We start from the raw sequence: 22,047 nt of genomic DNA on the forward strand, positions 1-22,047 counted from the left end.
GTCTCAGTTTCCCGCGGCCACGGCGGAGGGGTGGGCGACCCATTGGATCGATCCGATCGAGTAGGAGGCGTTGCGCACGGCCCGGCGCAAATCATCGTCGCTGACATTGGCGCTGGGCTTTAGCACCACGTCGGCAGTGCCACGCAGAAGGTTGAACGAGGCATGCTCGACCCCGGGGATTTGTTCAAATCGTTTGACAAGGCCAAACGTGAAAAACGGCGCCGTCACCCCCAATACGACCACCTTCACCTCGCCATAGCCGGGTGGCAAGGCGGGCCTCGTCGAGGGCTGATCGGCGGCCCACACGGGCGCCGCGAAAGAGCGCGTCATCAAGAGCCCGACCGCGAGCCAAAATCCCCATTTCGTCTTCAACATTCCGCGCATGCTCCGTACCTCTGCTTTCCACTCGCTGGCGCCAGCCAGTGGCCTCAAAAAAACTCTCCCCCCGGGTGCATCGTTTTCTGCCCCGGTGACGTATGTCCTTCATGACCACGATGAGATCGTATTATGACACGTCGCCGCCAATAGGGGGATGGTCTTATTGTAACGGACGTTTGCAGCCAAGGCGGCAAGCGCGCCGCAGCACGCCGCTTGCTGCCGCGCGCCGGCCTCCGCTAGGCTGGGCCATGTCCTTTGCCAGCGCCGCTGCGGCGCCCGATACGCCAGGCTATCCGTCTCTCGATCCGCCCGGCGATGATCTCGCCGCGCTGATCCGCGCAACCGCGCACGGCGATCGGGCGGCGTTTCGCCGAATCTATGATAGCCGGGCGCGCCGGCTCTATGCGGTGGCCCTCCGCATCACCCGGCAATCGGCGCTCGCCGCCGATGCCGTGCAGGACGCCTTCCTGCAACTCTGGCGGAATGCCGGGCAGTTCGACGCCGCGCGTGGCCATGCCGAGGCTTGGCTGCTCAGCCTGGTGCGCTATCGCGCCCTCGATCTCATCCGCCGCCATGGCCGCGAGACCCTCGGCGCCACCGTCCCCGAGATCGAGGACGAGGCGCCGGACCCTCTCGCGGTTTTGCTCACGAGCAGCGACGGCAAGGCATTGCGGCGCTGCCTCGAAACGCTTGAGGAAGATCGCCGGCGCCTCATTCTGCGCGCCTTCGTCGACGGGCTTTCGCACCAGGATCTCGCCGCGGCGACGAAACAGCCGCTCGGGACGATCAAATCCTGGATTCGGCGGGCGCTGCACGCCCTGAAAAAGTGCCTCGACCCATGAGCGGTAGCGACGACGATCCCGATCTCCTCGCCGGCGAATATGTGCTCGGCTGCCTCGATGCTGAAACCGCGGCGGCGGTGGTGGCGCGGGCGGCGCGCGAGCCGGCGCTGGCGGCGGCGATCCAGGCCTGGGAGCAAAGGCTCGCGCCGCTGGCCGAACTGCTCCCCGAGGTTGCGCCGCCACCGGAACTGTGGCCGCGGATCGCCGAATCGCTGCCGCCGCAACGGGGCGATCTCGCCGCCGCGCAGATTCGCCGCCGGCTTCGCCTCTGGCAGGCGAGCACCGCCGGCGCCCTGGCGCTCGCCGCCGCCTTCGCCGGCCTCCTTCTTTGGCGCACGCCGCCCACTCACGCCCCCCGCGCCGTCGCCACCTTGATGCCGGCGAGCGGCCAGGGGCCGGTCTTCATGGCAATGATGATCGGCAATGGCGAGATCGCCATCACCAGCGCGGCACCGCTCAGCGTCGCCGCTGATCGCAGTCTCGAACTCTGGGAATTGCCGGCGGGGGAGACGCGGCCGCGCTCGCTCGGGGTGTTGCCGGCGCGGGGCACCCGGGTGGTGCGGGCCGAGGGGGCGGGGCCTGCGACCCAGCTCATGATCAGCCTCGAGCCGAGCGGCGGCTCGCCGACCGGCGCGCCGACCGGCCCGGTGCTCTATGCCGGCACGCTTGCCGTCGTCGATTAGCGCCAGGCGGATACGAAAAACCCGGGAAAGCCGCGCTTTCCCGGGTATCGTCGGCGACGGCGGGGAGAAAACTCAGTTCGGCATCAGCACCTTATCAACGACGTGAATAACGCCGTTGGCCTGTTTGACGTCATAGATGGTGATATCGGCGACGTTGCCCTTCTCGTCCTTCATGACGATGTTCTGCGAGCCGTTCATCATGAAGGTGAGGGTGCCGCCCTCGAGCGTTTTCAGCGTCGCCATGCCGTTGCCGGCGAGGATCAGCTTGCGGAGCGCGGTCGAGGTGTAATCGCCGGCGACCACGTGATAGGTGAGAATCTTGTTCAGCGTCGCCTTGTTCTCGGGCTTGACCAGGGATGCGACCGTGCCCGCGGGCAGATCATTGAACGCTTCGTTGGTCGGGGCGAAAACCGTGAGCGGACCTTTGCCGTTCAACGCATCGACCAGGCCCGCCGCCTTCACCGCCGCGACCAGCGTCGTGTGGTCGGCGGAATTGACTGCGTTCATCACGATCGTTTTCGAGGGATACATCGCCTGGCCGCCGACCATGACGACGCTGTCCTGCGCCGCCCAGGCCCCGCCGGCGGCGAACGCCAGAGCCGTTCCCAAAGAAAACGCGATCATTCGTTTCATCGACTGTCTCCTGTTGTTGGTGAGCGCGCGGCCATGGCGGCCGCTGTCACCGATACCGGCGAGCGGCGGCCGTGGATGCGGCCGGGCGCGATTTTTTTTCCACCCCCCTCCGGTGGGGCAGGGTTTGCGGCTATATCAGGAATGTCTGAACTCACGGCGGGAGAGCGCCATTGGCTGACGACCCCTACCAAATCCTAGGCGTGCCGCGTGACGCGACGGAAAAACAGATCCGCAGCGCCTTCCTCAAGCTCGCCAAATCCTCCCATCCCGACCTCAACCCCGGCGATCCCGGCGCCGAAGCGCGCTTTAAGGCGATCAACGCCGCTCATGCCCTGCTCTCCGATCCCGCGACGCGGGCCCGCTTTGACCGTGGCGAAATCGATGCCGCCGGCCAAGAACGGCCGCCGCCTGGCGCGCGCTCCTATCGCGCCCACGCCGAAGGCGCTGCCGGCAGCCGCTATCGCCATGCCGCCGGCGACGCCGATGATGACGATCTCGGGGACATTCTCTCCGATTTATTCGGCGCACGCGGCGCCGGCGGCGCGCGGCGGGGCAGGGACCGGCATTACGCCCTCACCATCCCGTTTCTGGAGGCGATGCGGGGTGCGACCGAGCGCCTGACGCTGCCCGAGGGCGGCGAACTCGACGTCCATATCCCGCCCGGGATTGAAAGCGGGCAGCATCTTCGCCTGCGTGGCAAGGGGGAGCCGGGCCGCGGCGATGCCCCACCCGGCGATGCACTGATCGAAATTACGGTCGCGCCGCATAAGCTGTTTCGCCGCGTCGGCCGCGATATCCATCTCGATCTCCCGGTCAGCGTCAGCGAAGCGGTGCTCGGCGCGCGTGTTCCCGTCCCGACCCTCGATGGCCGGGTCATGCTGACCATTCCGCCGGGCTCGGACACGGGCACGAGGCTTCGCCTGCGCGGCAAGGGCGTGCCGGCGTCCGGTGGCCAGTCGGCGGGCGACGGCTATGTTACCCTCCATATAATGCTCGGGCCGGCGGACGAGGAACTCGCGGCGTTTTTGCGCAATCGCCATAATCCGCCATCGTGGGATCCACGCGCCGGGCTGGAGGACGCGGCATGATCACTCTCGACATTTTGGTTGCCAACGAGGCCGGCTTGAGCCGCCTCGATATCGAGCACTGGATCAGGGAAGGCTGGGTGCGCCCGCGGGAGGCGGGTGGCGGCTGGGCGTTCGATGAGATCGACGTCGCCCGGCTCCATCTGATTCGCGTCTTGCGGCACGAATATCGGATCGAGGAGGAGACGCTGCCGCTGGTGCTCGGGCTGCTCGATCAATTATACGATCAGCGACGGCGCCTGCGCCGCCTCTGCAACGCATTGGCGCGGACGGCGCCGCCGGAACTTCGCGCAGCACTGCACGCCGCGCTGCTCGGCGAGGATGAGGCCGACGACCGGGCGGAGACGAGCCCGCCCGCATGATGCGCCGACTTTATCGCCGGATTCTCGCCCTCGCGGCGACGCCGCGGGCGAGTTGGTGGCTCGCGCTGATCGCCTTCGCCGAGGCCAGCGTGTTCCCGATCCCGCCCGACGCCCTCTTGATCCCGATGATCCTCGCGCGGCCGCGCGCCGCCTTTCGCCTCGCCGCGATCGCGACGCTCGCGAGTGTCGCCGGCGGCGCGCTCGGCTATGGCATCGGCTATGCGCTGTTCGATCGGCTCGCGATCCCCATTCTCCAGCTTTATCACCTGGAGCCGGCCTTCGCGCGGTTTCGCGCCGCCTATGCGCAATGGGGGCTTGCGGTCATCCTGATCAAGGGGCTGACGCCGATCCCCTACAAGCTGGTGACGATCGCCTCCGGGGCCGCGCAGTTCGATTTTCCGTTGTTCATGGCCGCCAGTCTCGCGACACGCGGGGCGCGGTTCTTCGCGATTGCCGCCCTCCTTCGCCATTTCGGCGACCGCGCGCGCGATTTCATCGATCGCCGCCTCGGCCTCATCACCGGCGCACTCGCGTTCGGCATCGTTTTCGGCTTCGCGTTGTTGCGCTTTCTGCCCGGCTGATGTCGGGCGAGGGCGCGGCGGGCTCATTCGTCGGCCGCTCGCCCCTCCAGTGTCCAGGGATGGCGCTTTCGCATTTTGGCGCGCAGCGTGCGGAGATTGTCATCGATATTGGTGATGGTGCGCAGCATCGAATTGCCATGCACGCGATAGCGCACCAGCGGCTGATCGACATGCACGCCATAGAGCCCGGCTTCGGCGAGGCGGCACCAGAAATCGAAATCCTCCCACCCGGTCGGGCGGATATCGTGATAGCCGCCGATCGCCGCCCAGGCGGCGAGCCGCACCAGCGCGGTTGCGTCGATGTAATTCCCCGGCGCGAGGCGGATCGGGTCATAGGGAAGGTTCGCGAACACGTCGTCGGCGCCGCCGAAGCGCTGCATCGTCGGATAGGCAAAGGCGGCGCCGCTTTCCTCGAGGGCGGCGAGGCAGCGGCTGAGGCAGTCGGGCAGCAAGATATTGTCGGCGTCGAACGGCATGACATAGGGGGTTTCGGCCTGCGCGAAACCGGCATTGCGGGTGAGCGCGAGACCGGCGTTCTTCCTATTGCGCAACAGCAATGCCCGGCCGAAACGCTGGTGATGGGCGGCGAGCCAGTCTTTCGCGACCGCGAGGGAAGCATCGGTCGAGGCGTCGTCGACGATGACGAGATCGACGGCAGAGAGGGTCTGCGCCTCGATCGAGGCGAGGGTTTCGACGACGTAATCAGCATAATTGTAAAGCGGCACGACGATGGTCGCGACCCCGCGGGCGAGCGTGTCATGGGCGAAGACGATGTCGCTTGCGGGGAGCGCGGGCAAAGCCGGCGCGGGCTGGGCCGCGAGCGCGACATCGAGCGCGAATTGCCGCGCCGCTCGCCTTCCCGGGCGCAAAACCTGATCGAGAAAACTCGCCGCCATCTCCACCCGCCGCTCCGGACCATAGGCCCAAAGGCAATGGAGATAGGCGCGCCCGGCGATTTGTGCCCGTAGCGCCGGATCATCGACGAGACGGAGCAGCGCCGCGTGCCACGCATCCTCGTCGGCGGCGAGAAAGCCGGTTTCGCCGTCGCGGATGGCGCGGCGGAAGGGTGCCGTCGGCGAGCAGACGGATGGAACCCCCGCCAGCGCCGCCTCGAAATATTTGAGTTCGCTTTTCGCCTCGCAAAACGGATTGCCGGCTTCGAGGGGCGCGAGATTGATATCGAAACGGGCGAGTTCGCGCGGCACTTCCGCGACCGGCACCGTCGCCCGCCACTCGATCTGATCCTCAACGCCGATCAGTTCGGGAAATTCCTCGATATCGAGGGTCGGCCAGGGGCCGTGGCGGAACAGCACCAGCCGGCATTGCGGCCGGGCGGCGAGAATCCGCGCGACCGCCCCCGAGGCGCGTTTGAAATCGCGTTGATGGGTGCGGGTGCCGCTGGCATAGCCGAGGCGGATCAGCCCGTCGCCGCCGGCCAAGGCGCGGGCGCGGCGGGCAAGGCGGGCGAGCCACCAATTCTCGCGATCGAAGCCGTTTGGGATGACGAAGGTCGGGATCGCCCAGCGTTGCACCTCGCCGGCGAGGAAATGCGTCGGCGTAATCGCGAAATCCATCGCTTTCAGCGTTTCCTGAACGGCGAGGAAATGCCCCTTGACGGCGGCGGGATCGAGGCCTCGGGTGCGAATCCCGTCGATCACGTCGGGTGAGGCGTGCTCGGCGTCGAACATCAGATCATCGACATCGAGCGCGAGCCTGGCCCCCGCCGCCCGCGCCCGCTCGACGATATCACGCAGCTCGGCACTCCAGCCGAGACGCCAGATGATCAGAAAATCGACGACGCCGATGCGATCGGCGAGGGGTTCGCCGCCGGTCGGCTTGCCGTCTTTCAGGGTCGGCTGATGGACGCTGACGATCGCACCGAGCGCGCGCAGAGCATCGGCGAGGCGGGTGACGCGATAGGTATGGCCCGGGGTATCGGCCTCACCCGAGAGGAAGGCAATGCGCGGCGCCGGCGTGGGCGGCCCGGGCGCTTGCGTCTCCCACGGCTCTGGCAATGCCGCGCTCGCGTGCCGCGCCGGATGGATGGCGCGATTCTCGGCGCGGCCGAAACGCTCGTAATGCTCGAGCGGATTGACGTCGGCGGAAATCACGTCGGGGTGCAGGGCATAATAATCGAGCGTCGAAAATTCCGGCCCGGGATCATAGCCGAGAAAGGCGCCCTCGCTGACGTAATGCTCCACTGGATCACGCCCCGCCGCCGCGACCTCGGGATAGCGGGTGAGATACCAGGCGCGGTCAAACAGCGGGCTCGCCGCGAGCGCGGCGATTTTCTGCTCGTCGCGACGCCGGAGCAAGCGGGCCAGGCTGCCGCTTTGCCGGGCATGGCGAAGGGCCGCGCCATAGCCGCGTTGCACCACCCGCAAACGCTGGCCGAGACCGGCGAGCGCGAGCAATTTCGCCTGATCGGCGCGGAGGGCCGCGGCTTCGCCTTCGGCCTCGAGGGTTCTTGCCGTAAGACGCGAGATCTCGGCCTCCAGCCGTTCGATGCGCGCGGCGATCGTTGCGATCATCGCGTGATCGCGCGCTGCCGTGGCGCGCGCCTGCGCGGCCTCGGCGCGGCGTGCGTCGGTGGTTGCGATATCGGCGAGCAGGAATAATTCCGCCGGCAGATCGGGAAGCGGCGCATCGCTGGCGAGGGCGACGAAGCCAGCGCCGTCGCGCAAGGGTACAAAAGCGACATGGGCAAAGCTCGCGCCAAGAAGCCCGGCAAGAGCGGCGCGCGAGAGGGAGGCGCGCGGCGGCGGCATCTCGGCGGCGCCGTCGAGACCGGTGCCATCCGCGTCGGCACCCTGGGTGATCAGAAGGCCGCGAGGGCGCAGAGCGGCGCGCAGGATGGCGAGCAGGGCCACGGGATCGGCGCGCGGCGCGAGCATAGCGGGGCACAGCACGATGTCGGCGCTGGCGGCGGCCAGTGTCATGCGCCCGTCCGCGATCTCGCCGTGGGGGATGAGATGGAGCGACTTCGCGGCGCGCGCGGCCACCGCCGGCGCCGCCATCTGTGCCTCCGTCAGCACCGCGATGACATCGCGGTCGCGGCACAGCCGGGCTACGAGCAGCCAGGCAGGGGCGCAGGCGGGCGGCAAGGCGTGAAACGGCGCGTCATCGGACGCGGCGGCGAGAATGTCATCCATCGAGGTGGCCTTTGTGTCACCGGAGTCGGTCGAACGGCGGAGGGCGGAGTTTGGCGCGGCGGAAGAAAGATCGCAACGCAGGGGAGCGCTGGAAAATTTTATATATGATCATAATTTTTATTTGTGGCGTTTCTATTTTATAAAAAATTACGATATTTTGCCATCGGAATGCCCGATGCAAGTTTGCTTTGTCTATGCCGATCGAGCGTGTTACTAGGGTAGACACGCCTGCCATCACACGTGATACGGAAACTTTGCGGATGAGTCTTCAACCCCACGTGTTCTCTGAGACGAAGCTCTCCGTCATCGTTCAGCGCGGCAATGATACCGGCAAGGGGGGCAGCGGTGCCGGAATGCGGCGCTTTCTGTCGCTCGCCGAATTCTCTCTCGCGTGCATTCGGGTCGGGCGGGCGCTGGCACGGCGCAACCGCGCTCTCGGCGCCGTGCTCCGGATGGTATGGCGGCCGGTGCGGCGCTTTTTCATGCCGGTCTTCGAACACAAAAACCCCAATGCCTACGAAAACTGGATCGCCAAATATGATCGGCTGTTGCCCACCGATCGGGCCGCGATCACCCACCATCTCGAGCAATTGCCGACCCATCCCGATTTCCTTCTTGTCATGCCCGCCGATGACGTTTCTCTCGCGGCCGTTCGCGCGACCCTCGCCGCCCTCGAGGCCCAGCTCTATCCTCACTGGCACATGGTGATCGTCGCGCGCAGCAGCTCGGCGGGGCATGTGCAGCGCAGTCTCGAACGCATCGTTGCCGCCGATCGCCGGCTCCGCCTGATTACCACCGACGCCGAGCGGTATGACGGCAGCGCCGAATTTTCAGAGTCATGCACGGCGTCGGCGGCGCGTTGGCTGGTGCCGGTTTTGGCTGGCGACATCCTGCCGCCGCAGGCGCTCTATGAATGCGTGGCCGAGATCAACGCCCATCCCGCGGCCGAACTGCTCTATGCCGACGAGGACAGGATCGAGGCTGGCGGAAGGCGCGCGGCACCCTATTTCAAGCCGGATTTCGATCCCGATCTACTGCTTGCGCAGAATTATCTCTCCGGCCTCACGGCCTACCACGCCGGCCTGATCGCGCGCATCGGCGGCCTGCCGACTGACGCCTGCGCGGCGGCTTGGCATGAAACGGTTCTGGACGCGGCTTTCGCCGCTGGTGCCGCACATATCCGCCATATTCCGAGCGTGCTTTGCCATCGCCGCGCGGCGGCGACGCGATCAGAGCGAGAGGCGGCGGAAGCGGCGGCGCATGATCGCGCCGCGGTTGCCCGCGTGCTCGCGCGAAACCATCTTCCGGCGCGGGTCGTTGAGATGCCGGGCGAGACCGGTTATCGCATCGCCTGGCCGCTGCCGAGCCCGGCGCCGCTGGTTTCGATCATTATTCCGACCCGTGATCGGGCGGAATTGCTCGAACGCTGCCTCGATGGCGTGTTGCGGCGCACCGATTATCCGGCGATCGAGGTGATCATCGCCGATAACGATAGCCGCGAGCCGGCGACGGCGGCGCTTTATGCGCGCATGGCGCAGGATGCGCGGGTGCGCATTCTGCCGATGCCAGGCCCGTTCAACTACTCTCGCCTCAACAACCAGGCGGTTGCCGCGGCGCGCGGGGAAATTCTGCTGCTGCTCAACAATGATATCGACGTCATCGCGCCCGGCTGGCTGCGCGAGATGGTGTCACACGCACTGCGGCCGGAGATCGGCGCGGTCGGCGCCAAACTCCTCTATGCCGATGACACGATCCAGCATGCCGGCGTCATTCTCGGCATGGGCTGGCCGGAGGGTGTCGCCGGGCACTATTACTGCAACGAGACGCGCGACGCGCCCGGGGCGTTCGATCTCCTGCGCCTCGTGCGCTCGACCTCGGCGGTCACCGCGGCCTGTCTTGCGGTGCGCACATCGGTGTTTCTCGAAGTCGGCGGCTTCGATGAGGAGAATCTCACGGTCGCGTTCAACGACGTCGATCTTTGCCTTCGCATCCAGGCGGCCGGATACCGCAATCTCTGGACGCCGTTCGCCGAGCTCTACCATCTCGAATCGGCCAGTCGCGGCAAGGATCTCGGCGGTGACCGGGCGCGGCGCTATTATGCGGAAATCGCTTATATGCGGGCGCGCTGGGGGGAAACCCTCGACCAGGATCCTTATTGGAACCCCAATCTTTCACTGAGTTCGGGTGCCCGTAATTTGGCGCCGTTTCCGCGCCGGCCCAAACCCTGGCTGACATTTCCGGCGATCGCGCGGCCCGGCCGTGCCGAAATCCGCCAGCAGGCACGAGAGAGCCTGCTTGCTGCGCAGGATTAGCGCCGCCGGATCAACCCAGCCCGAGACGCCGGCGGCGCCTCGGGCCATGAACATCCCGTTACCGCTGCCCGGCAGCGACGTCGATCTCGTCGAACCCCTGGTAGCGATAGATCACCAAGGAGACGATCCAGGCGGCGATGAAGATGCCGATGATGATGAAGCCGAGGCTGCCGAAATTGTCGTTAAGGGCGCCGATACCATCCCAAAACCAGCCGCCAAGGCCGAGCTGGTCGCCGATCAGGCCGAGCGCCTCGATCCCGCCGATCGCGACCGCGACCACCACCGAAACCAGGGTGATGGTGAGGTTATAGTAGAGCTTGCGCATCGGTTTGACGAAGGCCCAATTATAAGCGCCCAGCATCAGGACGCCATCGGTGGTGTCGATCAGCGACATGCCAGCGGTGAACAAAGCCGGAAACACCATGATCGACCAGATCGAGAGGCCCTTGGCGGCTTCGGTTGCCGAAATGCCGAGCAGCGCCACTTCGGTTGCGGTATCGAAGCCGAGGCCGAACAGAAAGCCGAGCGGAAACATATGCCAGCCCTTGGTGATCAGCCGGAAGAGCGGGCGGAAGAAGCGCGCGAGCAGGCCGCGGCTGTTGAGCAGAAGATCGAAATCCTGTTCTTGAAACGCGGCGCCGCGCCGCACCGCTTGGAATGTCCGCCAGACCGCGAGCAGGATGAAAAAATTCATCGCCGCGATCGCGAACAGAAATAGCGCCGAAACCAGCGTCCCGACCACCCCGCCGATGCTTTTTGCAAGGTCCATCTGTGACGCCAGCGCCTTCGCGGTGCCGGCAATGGCGGCGGCGGCGAGCAGGACGACGCTGGAATGGCCGAGCGCGAAGAAAAACCCGACACTGACCGGCCGCTTACCCTCCTGCATCAGCTTGCGGGTGACGTTGTCGATCGCCGCGATATGATCGGCATCGACGGCGTGACGGAGCCCGAAGCCATAAGCGAGAAATGCTGTGCCGAGCAGCACCGGTTGGGTGCGGAACAGCATCAGCGCCCACGCCCAAACCGCGAGGTTGACGCCGAGCAGCACGGTATAGATGCCGATGATCGGCCGGCGCAGCGATGGCGCGGCATGTGCGGCAGATGTTTCAGACGGATGGGAAGACATGAGACCTCTCTCGGTGACGTCGCCTGTCTTCGGCGCGAGAAACAGAGGGACTCCCCGCCCCCTGCGGCACCGTTGACGTCAGTGATGGCAGGTCTCCTGGCTTACGGCTCAAATGCCAACCACCACCTTCCCGGGATCCCGCCCCATTGTCACGGGCGGTTTCCCAGTGGCCTATCGGTGGCCGGCTCGCCGCTCACAGTTGCGGGGGCAGCCGCGGCTTAGGGGGCTTCCGCACCGCGTTCCCTTTTGATCCCCTCCCGGGGAACCATCACACGGAGGATAAACGCGCCGTTTCCGCCGCGTCAATCCATGCGTCAGCCGGCGTCATCACCCGCTCAGGCGGACAGCCGCATGGCCTCCGCAACCGCGACATCCTCCGCCGGCGCTTCCCAATACGACCCGGTGCCGGCAAGGACGACCTCAAGCCCTGTCGCATCGCCGAGCAAGCGCGCCGGGATCACGGCCTCGCCGTTGGTCCAGCGCCAGGCATCCTCGCCATGCCGTTCCAGAGGATAAAAACCGGTGCCAAGCGCGGGATCGTCAAGCGCGATCTCACGGCTTCCGGCGGGGCCGATCGCAACCAAGCGCCGCACCCGCACGCCAAGCCGGCGCATATCCTCGCTCTCGGCCGAAAGCCCGCCCGGCATCCAGACGCGCGAGCACAGATGGAGATCGCCGGCGAGGCGAGGCAGGGTGAAGCGGAAATGCGTCGCCCCGGCGGTTTCGGGCTCGCCCCGCCAGGCCCCGGCGGTGAGGTGAAGATCGGGCGCCTCGGTCACGCGATAGCCGTCCGCTTCGATCACCCCGATCAGCCGGGCGCGGATCGCGGCAAGGCGCGGCCCGCCGGTGAGCCATGGCCGGCAGGCGCCGACCGATTTGTCCTGCTGCGGCAAGAAATCGGGATGGAGCGCCACGACATTGCCGGCATTGGCGAATTGCCCGCGATTGCCGGTGTCGAGATAGGTTTCAGAGAACACCCCCTCGGCGAGCACGAGATCATGCTGGTCGAGTTCGATGTGGTAGTAGGTGACGCTGGTCGCCGCCATATCCTGGGTTACGGTGACGCCGTTCAAGAGCCGCTCGACATCGATCAGATGGTCGTCGATGCAGATGGCGTGGCCAGGCGAGAGCACGAGGTCGCGATGCGGCAGGCCGGGGGCGAGGGTGCCGGCGGCGAGCCGCACCGGGCGCACCTGCTCGGGGCTCGGGTGGGTGGTGAGATCGACATGGCGATAGCCGATCCAGCGCACCGGCTTGAGCGGCGCGCCGCCACCGGCGAAAGTGACGACGAGATCGCCAACCCGCAGATCCTCGACGGCCACCTCGCCACGCACCGTCAGGATCCGCGTCCCGGCGGCGTAGCAGGCGGTGACGCTGTCATTCGCGGTGTTGAAGACCGGTGTTGCGCCATCGATGGCGTTGATCGTCGCGATGGTGGAGGTGGTGCCGCCGATCGTGTCGGTGAGGTCGTAGACGTTATTCGCCAAATTGGTGAGATTGAAGCTGGTGCCTTGCGCGTAGCCGCTGAGGTCAATCGTGTCACCGGCGGCGAAATCGGCGAAGGTGCCAAGATTGGCGATGATGTCGTTGACGGTCGCGGTGCCGCCGGGGGTCGCGGTGCCGCCAGGGGTCGCATAATCGAAAAGACCGCCAAAGGCAGTGACGCCGGAGGAGAAGGCGAGATTGACCGAACTCGCCCCGACGATGTCGATGGTGCCGGGAGTCGCGGCGACGCCGTTGATGGTCGAAGTCGGGGAGGCGAGGTTCAAACTGGCCGAACCGCCGTTTTCGACTTCGATCACGCCCCCGACGACAGCGGTGCCAGTATTGTCGAGAACGCTGTTATCGACGACGATCGTGCCCGGAGAGTAATAGGTGGGTGGAAAACCACTCGAAAACCCGCCCTGCTGGACGGACAGATCGGCGACGGTGATGGTCGCCCCCGAGGTGATGTCGAGGGTTCCCTCCTGCTGCACCGCGATGATGCTATAGGTCTCCGAGGCGGAAAGAGTACCTACGGAACCGCCATTGACGATTTCGACATTGCTTCCGCTCACGGCTTCACTCCTTCTGTGTTCCTCGAGGCGACGGCGTCTGACCGCGACGTGATCGAACCAGCACCAACCTCAGCCGGAGCTGATCATGCGCAAAGCGTGGGAGGCACCGAGCGTCAGCCAAACTCACGCAACATACAAGGTAAATGGTAACTTAAAAAATGACTCCGTCAACTAAAAATTAATCATTTGTTAAGGGGTCAAAGCACGCAAGCTGCCTCGAACGGTCGAATTTCTCAAAAAAGAAATTTGTCGAGCGATCTAACCGGCGTTTCTAACCAGCGTTTCTAACCAGCGTTTTCTGGGCGCAGTCGCGCGGCGAGAGGTAAGGAAGGGCCGTTATCGGCCGGCACGCCAGGGTCATGCGCGGCGAGGCTACGTGCCTCGGTGATGGGTGTATCGTGTTCGTGGCTGAGCGGCCGCCAAACGCCGCCGATAAGCACCTCGCTCGGCGCGAATTTCGCCTTATAGGCCATTTTCCGGCTCTCTGGCACCCAGTAGCCGAGATAGACATAGGGCAGATCCAAATCCCGCGCCCGCTCGACAAGCCACAACACCATCAGCGTGCCGAGCGAGCGGCGGGCGAGGTCGGGCGCGAAGAAGCTATAGACCGCGGACAAGCCGTCGCTCAGCCGGTCGGTCAGGCAGGCGGCGACAAGCCGGTCATCGGGGTCACGAAATTCGACGATGAACGTCTCGATCGGGGTGTCCTCGACCATCGCGCGGTAGTCGTAAAAACTCATCGTCGCCATATCGCCGTCGCCATGGCGGTGCTGCTGATAGCGCTGAAAGAGGTGAAATTGCTCGGCGGTGGCGCGCGCCGGCACCTCGAACCCTTCGGTCGCGGCATTTGCTCGCCAGATCCGCCGCGCTTGCCGCCCCTCGCGGAATGCCGCGGCATGGATGCGGATCGCAATGCAGGCCTGACAGCCCGGGCAGGCCGGCGCATAGGCGATGTTATGGCTGCGCCGGAAGCCGGCGCGCGAGAGCCGGTCATGGAGGGCCTCGGCGTCGGGGCCGGTGATTTCCGTGACCAGCTTCCGCTCCGTCCGCCCGGCCACATACGGGCAGGGCAGCGGCGCGGTGGTATAAAAAAACTGTGGTCGCCGCGGCGATTTATAGCTCATGGCACGCCCAATGTTTCCGGAGCATGACACCGGGGTCAACCCCGTTTGGCAAGAGTCAACCCGATATGGCCGAAAATGTTATGTGGCGAGGCGCTCGGCGCCGACCGCCGCCAAGCCGGACCAGGAGCCGATGACAACGCTTTCGCCACCCATTGCCGGCGGTTAGGGCGAGGCGGTCTTGACGGAACTGGCGATGGCAACGGGGTGGGCGCGATAGGCGTCGAGGCCGCGGCCGGGGATAGCGCCGAGCCTGGCCGGGGCCGAGGCGCTGGCGGCCGCCATGCCGCGCGCGATGACCCCGCCGCCGCCGCTGCCAGGTGCGGCCATCGGGATGATATGGGGTGGCGGCGCATGGCTCATCTGCAGTCTCGGCAGGGCGCCGCGCAGGCCACCGACCGGTCGCATCGCCGCGCCATCGGCAGCGGCGAGCAGCAGGTTCGCAGGCTGCACCGGCAGGCCCTGCTGCTCGCTGGTCCAGGCCGCCATCACCTTGCGCTGATAGGCGAAGGCGAGCTCGGGTGTCATGGAGTGATATTGCGCTGCGGCGCGCGCCCAATCCCCGGTCTGGGCGTGGAGCTGGGTCAGGAATTGCGCGGCATAATCGGCATTGGCGTTGGGATCGAAGGCCTGATCAAGGCTCGCGAAGGCATGCGGGTGATGCATCAAATTTACTTGCAGGCAGCCGACATCGATCGAGGTGACGCCGCGCGCCTGCAACGCGCGGACGGCGGCGATGGCCTCGGCTTTGCTCGCGTAGAAATGCCCTTCACCTTCGGCATTCACCGTCCACGGCCAGGGCGAGAAGCTGCCGGTTTCGGCATCCTTGCGGCCGCTTTCGACGAGGGCGATGGCGCTCAGAAGATGCGGCGGGATGGCGTGGGTGCGCTCAGCCTGGTCAACCGCCTGCCGGCAGAGGAGGCCGAGCGCCGGCGCGACCAAGGGCCGCAGCATCGGCGCCAGCATGTCGGCGCGCGCCGCCGGCGCCAAAAGCGCGCTCACCATGAGCCCCAACACCCAGATCCGCGGTCGCATGGCGGCGAAAATGGCGGAAAATCGTTAGGAAATCATTGAGACGCCACCGCCCGCCGTGCGCTTGCGGCAGGCGTGCGGGTGATGCGATGCTGCAATGCAAAAAAATACTTGCGGCGGCGCTCGCGAATGGCTAGATTGTGCACCGCAGCAATGCGGCTTTGCCGCGCTGCTGCTTTCTTGGACGTTTCCTCCCTAAACTTGGCGGCGCCACAAGCGCCGCCATTTTTTTGCCTGCGCGACGGTGCGGGCGGCCGCATCAACCCGCGGGGAAAACCCTCAGAGCCCTTGCAGGAACGGGTTGCTGCGGCGTTCGGCGCCGATATGGGAGGCCGGCCCGTGGCCACAGATGAAATGCACGTCGTCGCCGAGCGGGAGAATTTTTTCGGCGATCGCGGCGAGCAATTGCTGATGATCGCCATAGGGGAAATCGGTGCGGCCGATCGAGCCTTGAAACAGGACATCGCCGAGCACCGCGAAGCGGTTGGTGCGATCGACGAAGACGACATGGCCGGGCGTATGCCCGGGGCAGTGAAGAACCGCGAACGGCACACCGGCGATCTCGACCTCGTCCCCCTCGGTGAGGAAGCGGTCCGGCGCCACATCCTCCATGTCCGCGAGGCCGAACGCCGCCGCCTGGCGGGCGATGTTTTCGAGCAGGAAGCGATCCTGCGCCGCGGGCCCGACAATCGGCACCGTCCGGCCCGGTTGCGCCGTGGCCAGCGCCCGCGCCAGCGCGCTCGCCCCGCCGGCATGGTCGAGATGGCCATGCGTCAGCAGGATTTGCTCGATGGTGACGCCAAGCTTCTCGATCGCGGCGAGGATGCGCGGGACATCGCCGCCAGGGTCGATCACCGCGCCGCGGCGGCTTTCGGGGTCTGAGATCAGGGCGCAATTCTGCTGAAACGCGGTGACCGGGATCAGCGTGACCGAGAGTGTCATCGTGGTATCCTTGTTACGCGCCGACCGTCGCTTTGGTCAGCCAGCGCTCGCCATCGCGAACAACCCGGCCCTCGCTTTCGAGCTTGAGCAAATGGGCGAGGACATTGCGTTCGGCGGCGCGGCGCAGCATGGGATCGAGCTTGGAATAGAGCGCCGTCATCAGCTCGTGGGTATTCGCCGGGCCGTTCTCGAGGGCAGCGGCGATGGCGTTTTCGCGCGCGATGCGATGGGCGAGAAGGTCGCGGACGTAAGGATGCGGCGCCGGCAAAGCGGGGCCATGGCCGGGAAGATAAACCCGGTCGGCGCGCCCGAGGAGCCGTTCGAGGCTCGCGAAATACGCCGCCATATCGCCGCCGGGCGGGCTTACGATGCTCGTCGACCAGCCCATCACGTGATCGGCGCTGAACAAAATGCCGTCTCGCCAGGCGAAACAGAGATGATCGGCGGCATGGCCGGGCGTGTAAACCGCGGTGAAGCCGGCCACCGCGTCGCCGTCATCGAGCGGAATATCGGGCGAAAAATCGGGGTGCGGGCTGGATTTGTAGGCTGCGACCGGGGCCCCGGTCGCAGCCCTGAGCGCCGCCGTCGCCCCGACATGGTCGATATGGGTGTGGCTCAACAGGATCATCGCCAGTTGGCCACCCTCGCGCATCGCCCGGATCGCCGCTAGCAGCGCCGCGACATGGGCGGCGTCATCGGGACCGGGATCGAGCAGCACCACGCCGTCCGGCGTGTCGATGAGATAGGTGTTGGTGCCGTGATAGGTCATCGGCCCGGGATTGGCGGCGACGACGCGGCGAATGCCAGGAAGCACCGGTTCCGCCACGCCGCGGCGTGGCTCGGATTCGGTCAAAAATGCCATGATCTCTCCTTAGCCAATCACTTTACACATAATCGTCACACATAATCGTCCCAATGGCTATCTGCCAATGATCACGCCAATTCCGCTTCCGCGCGCATGCAGCATGCCCCCTCCGGGTCGCGTGATTCGAGGCGATAAACCTCGCCATCGCGCCAGCCAACGAGGGTCAACGGGCGGCCGCCAAAGGCGGGGCGCTGGCCGCGGAAGCTGATTTTGGCGAGTTTTGCCCCGGCCGGGGCATGGCGGCGGAGGAGATCGGCGAGCAATGTCGCTTGCAGCGGCCCATGCACGACCAGGCCGGGATAGCCCTCCACTGTCGTCACATAATCGAGATCATAATGGATGCGATGGCCGTTGCCGGTGAGCGCCGAATAGCGGAACAGCATCACCGCGTCGGGCGTCACGGTGCGGCTGAAGGCGCCTTGCGGCGGCGGCGGCTCGGCGCTGGCGGCGCGGATCGCGGCCCCTTCCGCGCCGCGATAGACGATGTCCTGCTCCTCCTCGATCGCTGGCCCATCGCTGCCTTCGATGACGTGGCGGACGGTGACGAAAACCAGCCGCCCGGAGCCGCCGCTTTTCTCACGGATCGCGAGGATGGTGCTGGTGCGCCGGATCGCGGTGCCGGCGGCGAGCGGGGCGCGCAACACCACCCGCCCGCCGGCCCACATCCGCCGTGTCAGCTCATGGATCGGGGGCAGGAAGCCGCCGCGCCGCGGATGCCCGTCCGGCCCCAGCGCCGCGGCCGGCACCCAGGTTTGAAACAGCATCCAATGCCAGAGCGGCGGCAGAAACCCGCCCGGCGCCACTTCCTCCGGCGCGAGATCGAGGGTCGCGGCGAGCCTGGCGATAGCGGCCGCCGAGACCTCGTCGCGGTGTTCTTCGCGGCGGCCGATGAATTCCTCATACGCCATGCTGTCCGTCCTTATCATTCTCGGTTGGCGCCGGCCGCGTCCGCCAGCACCATCCCCAAACGGGTAGCCGATGCCGCGCCTATTGACCAGAAGCCGCTCGCTCGCGGCCTAGAGCACGATCGGTTTAAGTCGATCGCGCTCTACACCTATTTTGGCGAGCAAGTTGGCCGGTTTTGATTGAACAGGATGGTTCAATCAAAACCTACCTTGCTCTAATGGTCGGTGGGTAGCGGGTTGAAATGGGCGGTCTTGTCGGCGTGGGAGAGGGCGGCGAGGGTGACCACGCCGCTGTGATCGACCACCACGGTGAGGACATCGCCGCCGATGCCGGTGCCGCCAGTGTCAAGCTCGTGCGGGGCGCGCGAGATCGGGCCGACATAATCGAGCGGGGTGCCGAGATCGGCGTCGAAATCGGCGGCGTCATAGAAGAAATAGCGCGCGATGAAGCCTTCGGCGCCGGGGTCGATCGCCGATGGGGCGCCGAGGCGCGCCGTCACGTCGCGCCACGGGGTGTGGCCGGGGGTGATGAACGCGATATCGGCGGGGTGGATCGGCTGGTTCAGCGTCGTCCGCGTCCAGGTGATCGGCGAACAGCCAGCGGCGGTGAGGCCGGCGAGGCCAGCGAGGGCAAAGACGAGGCGCCGGGCGGAAACCACGGCTAGTCCTTCCCGAAGGGCCAGAACTGGAATTTCAGCCCATCGGTGCGGTTGCCGGAGACGATGTTTTGCACGATCCCGGCCTTGTCGAAGAAGACGTAGATATCATCGCCCGCGATGTTCACGCGTGAGAACAGCAGAAACGTCTCGTGCTTGAGCGTGTAATGATAATAATGAAACAGCACTTGGCCATCGACCGCCTTGATCACTTGCGGCTGGCCGAGCAGGGCGATCACCTGCGCCTGCGTCGTCTGGCCGGGTTTGATCGCCGTCAGCGCATCGGCATGGAGCGGCGGGTCGAGATCGGCGCGTGAGGCGGCACAGCCCGCGAGGGCCAGCGTCGCCCAGATGATGGCGGCGTAAGACGCTATTCCCCGACGCTTGCGCATGCGGCTCGCTCCTGCTTCTTGCCTGCCAGGTTATATGGCGCGGCTTTGGCGGCGCGCCAGAGCGCCCCGGGGCAGTCGCGCGGCGAGACCAGTTAGCCTTGCTGCAACGCATCGAGGCAGCGAAGAACCTCGACCGAAGCCTCTTCCACCGCCGCGATCTCGGTGAGTGCCTCATCGATTTTGCCGGCCTCGAACAGGGCCGCCGCGCGCTTGCCGTGTTCATGAACCCGGCGATGCGGCGCCTCCAGCGTGGCGAAAGCGGGGTGGCCGCGATAGGGCAGGGATGCCTCGCTCTCGTACCATTTGCCGAGCCGGCAACCATGATGATCGGCGAGTTCCGCGGCTTTCAGGTGCGCCCGGCCCGTGGCAATGGCGATTAGCCGGCGTTTCCAGATCACGTGGTCGGCCTTGGCGAGGCGGATCACCTTGCCGTCAAACGCCGCCGCTGCGACCCTTCCCATCTGCTGCGAAATCGCTGCCTCCAGCCCGTCCGCCGCCTGCGCGACCGCTTCCATCGCCTCAAGATTGCGCGTGGCCATGTCCGCGACGCCGAGAACATGCAGCGAGCATTCCTGCATCGCGCTTATCTGTTGACTCAAGATGCTCGCATTGCTGGTCATCAACGCGCTGATGTTTTCGAGCTTGCCGCTGGCGGTCGCCATGCCTTGGTTCAAGGCGTCGATGGTGGCGCGGCCCTCGGCGGTGATCTCGTTGCCGCTCGCCATCACCGCGTTCACCCGTGTCACGCGGCCAAGCAGGCCATCGATGCGGGTGCGGATGTCCTCGGTCGCCTTCGCGGTTTGCTGCGAGAGGTTTTTCACCTCATTGGCGACGACGGTGAACCCCTTGCCGGCTTCGCCGGCGCGCGCCGCCTCGATCGTCGCGTTCAGCGCGAGAAGCTGGGTCTGGCTTGCGATCCGCTCGATCGCGTGGACGATACCGCCGATCTCACGCGAGGCATCGGCGAGTGCTGCGACATCGCGCGTGGCCTCCTGCACCAGAGCCGCGAGAGCCTGAAACGCGCCGACCGCGCGCTCGGCATGGCCGAGGCTCTCCGACATCGCCGCGCGCGCATCCACGGTGCTCTCGGCGGTGTGGCCCGAGGCGCGGTCGATCTCGCGGATCGAAGCCACCATCTCCTCCACCGCCGCCGACATGGCTTGCGCGCTGACGTTGGTTTCACGCAAGGGGGTGAGCAGGCGGATAAGAAGAATGTTGAGTTCGGTCGCGTTTTGCGAGGTTGCTACCACCGCGTCGGCCTCGTCGCGGGCGCGCGCGGCGAGTTCTGCTTGCACTTCGCCGAGCGCGCGCCCGAGCGCGGTCGCGGGCGCCGGGACGGGATTGTCGAAACGCCCAGCGCCAAGTGCTGTGAGGAAAGCGGCGATCTCGGGCGCCACCGTCTCGGGGGTTGCGGGTATCGGCAAGGCGCGTGGGGGTGGGGAGGGATTGGTAAAGAGGCGGAACGGACGTGACATGGCTATCCTTACAAGGAGACCCTTACGGCGAGACCGAAGCGGCCGCATGTGGCTGCGAACGCAACGATAACGCGAAAGAATAAACGGATTGTTGAGAGGTAACGCTGCTGCGGGTCGGCGCCCCGCTGTGGGCGCGATGCGGCTGGCCGCAAAAAATTCCGGCAATCTTGCTGCGCCGCCGTCTGGCCTTGCGATTGAAACCTGCGTTGCCCACGCGGCTCGCGCAATCTCCTGACCGCACGCGGGCGCGAAATCCCGGCGCGGCAAATGATTAACTTGATTTCGGTTAATTTTTCCTATCGCACTGCACCATAATGGGTTTTTGCCAGTTTGCGCTTGCCGCGAACCAGGGTCCGGGCTAGGTCTCCGGGGATTGCATAAACACGTCAAGGCAGGGGGTGCGGCGATGGCGCGATCGGCGAAAATCGCGGAACGCGGCGGCAAGGGAAGCGGCGGCACGGGAAGCAGCGGCAAAGCGGCGGCGGGGTTGGGGCGTGACGCTCTCCTTTCCGCCTATCACGACATGTTGCTGATCCGCCGCTTCGAGGAAAAAGCCGGCCAGCTTTATGGCATGGGTCTGATCGGCGGCTTTTGCCATCTCTATATCGGCCAGGAAGCGGTGGTGGTCGGGGTGCAGATGGCGCTCTCGGCGGGCGATCAGGTGATCACCAGCTATCGCGACCACGGCCACATGCTGGCGACCGGCATGGACCCGAGGGGCGTGATGGCCGAACTCACCGGGCGGCGCGACGGGTATTCGCACGGCAAGGGCGGCTCGATGCATATGTTCTCGCGCGAGAAGAATTTCTTTGGCGGCCATGGCATCGTCGGCGCTCAGGTCAGCCTCGGCACCGGGCTCGCTTTCGCTAATCACTACCGCGGCAATGATCGCGTCGCCGTGACCTATTTCGGTGAGGGTGCCTCAAGCCAGGGCCAGGTCTATGAAAGCTTCAATCTCGCCGCGCTGATGAAACTGCCGGTGTTGTTCGTCATCGAGAACAATAAATACGGCATGGGGACCAGCGTCGAACGCTCCAGCGCCTCGCATGATCTCTCGAAAAATGGCACGCCCTGGGGGATTCCGGGCGCCCAGGTGGACGGGATGGATGTGACGGCCGTCCATGCCGCCGCCAAGGCCGCCGTCGCCCATTGCCGCGCCGGTGAGGGGCCTTATCTCCTCGAGATGAAAACCTACCGCTATCGCGGCCATTCCATGTCCGATCCGGCGAAATACCGCTCGCGCGAGGAAGTTCAGAAAATGCGTAGCGAACGCGATTGCATCGATCACGCCCGCCAGCAACTCGCCGATCTCGGTGTCGAGGAGAGCGAACTCAAAGCGATCGATGACGCGGTGAAAAAGCAGATCCAGGAGGCGGCGGATTTCGCGCAAGCTTCGCCCGAGCCCGATCCCGCGGAACTCTGGACCGACGTTCTGGCGGAGGCGTGAC

At 65.8% G+C, this 22,047-nt stretch carries 20 protein-coding genes and 1 riboswitch; of the genes, 7 read left to right on the forward strand and 13 right to left on the reverse strand.

What is annotated here, in order from left to right; genetic code table 11:
* Positions 1-3: 3 nt before the first annotated feature.
* Positions 4-384: a hypothetical protein gene (locus DEF76_RS07755; protein ID WP_162800545.1), complete on the reverse strand. Its 381-nt coding sequence runs from the start codon at positions 382-384 to the stop codon at positions 4-6.
* A gap of 242 nt (positions 385-626) precedes the next feature.
* On the opposite strand from DEF76_RS07755, the gene DEF76_RS07760 reads away from it, so the two are divergent.
* The gene (locus tag DEF76_RS07760) at positions 627-1,220 is read left to right on the forward strand and encodes a sigma-70 family RNA polymerase sigma factor (protein ID WP_114911841.1); all 594 of its coding nucleotides are present in this window, start codon (positions 627-629) and stop codon (positions 1,218-1,220) included.
* Entirely contained in the window at positions 1,217-1,903 is a 687-nt protein-coding gene (locus DEF76_RS07765) for an anti-sigma factor (protein ID WP_114911842.1), read from the forward strand. Before DEF76_RS07760 ends, DEF76_RS07765 begins: the two co-directional genes overlap by 4 nt.
* Before the next feature lie 72 nt (positions 1,904-1,975).
* Here DEF76_RS07765 and DEF76_RS07770 read toward each other — a convergent pair whose 3' ends face one another.
* Positions 1,976-2,536 carry a fasciclin domain-containing protein gene (locus DEF76_RS07770; protein ID WP_114911843.1) on the reverse strand — a complete coding sequence of 187 codons (561 nt, stop codon included), beginning with the start codon at positions 2,534-2,536 and terminating at the stop codon, positions 1,976-1,978.
* Between the two features lie 170 nt (positions 2,537-2,706).
* Here DEF76_RS07770 and DEF76_RS07775 point away from each other — a divergent pair, with 170 nt between their 5' ends.
* From DEF76_RS07775 to DEF76_RS07785, 3 genes are read left to right on the forward strand one after another with little or no spacing between them, the layout of a single operon-like run.
* Entirely contained in the window at positions 2,707-3,624 is a 918-nt protein-coding gene (locus tag DEF76_RS07775; protein WP_114911844.1) for a DnaJ C-terminal domain-containing protein, read from the forward strand.
* Positions 3,621-3,983 carry a MerR family transcriptional regulator gene (locus tag DEF76_RS07780; protein ID WP_114911845.1) on the forward strand — a complete coding sequence of 121 codons (363 nt, stop codon included), beginning with the start codon at positions 3,621-3,623 and terminating at the stop codon, positions 3,981-3,983. Before DEF76_RS07775 ends, DEF76_RS07780 begins: the two co-directional genes overlap by 4 nt.
* The gene (locus DEF76_RS07785; protein ID WP_114911846.1) at positions 3,980-4,564 is read left to right on the forward strand and encodes a YqaA family protein; all 585 of its coding nucleotides are present in this window, start codon (positions 3,980-3,982) and stop codon (positions 4,562-4,564) included. Before DEF76_RS07780 ends, DEF76_RS07785 begins: the two co-directional genes overlap by 4 nt.
* Before the next feature lie 23 nt (positions 4,565-4,587).
* On the opposite strand, the gene DEF76_RS07790 is transcribed toward DEF76_RS07785, so the two are convergent.
* The gene (locus DEF76_RS07790; RefSeq protein WP_114911847.1) at positions 4,588-7,716 is read right to left on the reverse strand and encodes a glycosyltransferase; all 3,129 of its coding nucleotides are present in this window, start codon (positions 7,714-7,716) and stop codon (positions 4,588-4,590) included.
* A 260-nt stretch (positions 7,717-7,976) separates the two neighbouring features.
* On the opposite strand from DEF76_RS07790, the gene DEF76_RS07795 reads away from it, so the two are divergent.
* Positions 7,977-10,028 carry a glycosyltransferase family 2 protein gene (locus tag DEF76_RS07795; RefSeq protein ID WP_162800546.1) on the forward strand — a complete coding sequence of 684 codons (2,052 nt, stop codon included), beginning with the start codon at positions 7,977-7,979 and terminating at the stop codon, positions 10,026-10,028.
* 58 nt (positions 10,029-10,086) lie between these two features.
* Here the strand turns inward: DEF76_RS07795 and DEF76_RS07800 are convergent, their stop codons facing one another.
* The 10 genes from DEF76_RS07800 to DEF76_RS07845 form a co-directional block, all read right to left on the reverse strand.
* Positions 10,087-11,154, reverse strand: a complete 1,068-nt coding sequence (locus DEF76_RS07800; RefSeq protein ID WP_114911849.1) for a HoxN/HupN/NixA family nickel/cobalt transporter — start codon at positions 11,152-11,154, stop codon at positions 10,087-10,089.
* Positions 11,155-11,223: 69 nt separating this feature from the next.
* Positions 11,224-11,439: riboswitch (cobalamin riboswitch) on the reverse strand.
* Between the two features lie 50 nt (positions 11,440-11,489).
* Positions 11,490-13,211 (reverse strand): Hint domain-containing protein, encoded by a 1,722-nt coding sequence (locus tag DEF76_RS07805; RefSeq protein ID WP_114911850.1) that lies wholly within the window; start codon positions 13,209-13,211, stop codon positions 11,490-11,492.
* 284 nt (positions 13,212-13,495) lie between these two features.
* The gene (locus DEF76_RS07810) at positions 13,496-14,335 is read right to left on the reverse strand and encodes an arginyltransferase (RefSeq protein WP_114911851.1); all 840 of its coding nucleotides are present in this window, start codon (positions 14,333-14,335) and stop codon (positions 13,496-13,498) included.
* Positions 14,336-14,497: 162 nt separating this feature from the next.
* Entirely contained in the window at positions 14,498-15,337 is an 840-nt protein-coding gene (locus tag DEF76_RS07815) for a lytic transglycosylase domain-containing protein (protein ID WP_240319240.1), read from the reverse strand.
* Between the two features lie 306 nt (positions 15,338-15,643).
* Entirely contained in the window at positions 15,644-16,306 is a 663-nt protein-coding gene (locus DEF76_RS07820) for an MBL fold metallo-hydrolase (RefSeq protein WP_114911853.1), read from the reverse strand.
* A gap of 13 nt (positions 16,307-16,319) precedes the next feature.
* Positions 16,320-17,168, reverse strand: a complete 849-nt coding sequence (locus DEF76_RS07825) for an MBL fold metallo-hydrolase (RefSeq protein WP_114911854.1) — start codon at positions 17,166-17,168, stop codon at positions 16,320-16,322.
* A gap of 71 nt (positions 17,169-17,239) precedes the next feature.
* On the reverse strand, positions 17,240-18,079 hold the full coding sequence (locus DEF76_RS07830) for an FAS1-like dehydratase domain-containing protein (RefSeq protein ID WP_205216144.1): 840 nt from the start codon (positions 18,077-18,079) through the stop codon (positions 17,240-17,242).
* Positions 18,080-18,291: 212 nt separating this feature from the next.
* Entirely contained in the window at positions 18,292-18,735 is a 444-nt protein-coding gene (locus DEF76_RS07835; protein ID WP_114911856.1) for a hypothetical protein, read from the reverse strand.
* Between the two features lie 2 nt (positions 18,736-18,737).
* On the reverse strand, positions 18,738-19,124 hold the full coding sequence (locus DEF76_RS07840) for an outer membrane protein assembly factor BamE (RefSeq protein WP_114911857.1): 387 nt from the start codon (positions 19,122-19,124) through the stop codon (positions 18,738-18,740).
* 92 nt (positions 19,125-19,216) lie between these two features.
* Positions 19,217-20,599: a methyl-accepting chemotaxis protein gene (locus DEF76_RS07845; RefSeq protein WP_162800548.1), complete on the reverse strand. Its 1,383-nt coding sequence runs from the start codon at positions 20,597-20,599 to the stop codon at positions 19,217-19,219.
* A 406-nt stretch (positions 20,600-21,005) separates the two neighbouring features.
* Here DEF76_RS07845 and pdhA point away from each other — a divergent pair, with 406 nt between their 5' ends.
* The gene (pdhA, locus tag DEF76_RS07850) at positions 21,006-22,046 is read left to right on the forward strand and encodes a pyruvate dehydrogenase (acetyl-transferring) E1 component subunit alpha (RefSeq protein ID WP_114911859.1); all 1,041 of its coding nucleotides are present in this window, start codon (positions 21,006-21,008) and stop codon (positions 22,044-22,046) included.
* Position 22,047: the final 1 nt, after the last annotated feature.

It is taken from the genome of Acidibrevibacterium fodinaquatile, from assembly GCF_003352165.1.
Taxonomy (GTDB): Bacteria; Pseudomonadota; Alphaproteobacteria; order Acetobacterales; family Acetobacteraceae; genus Acidibrevibacterium; species Acidibrevibacterium fodinaquatile.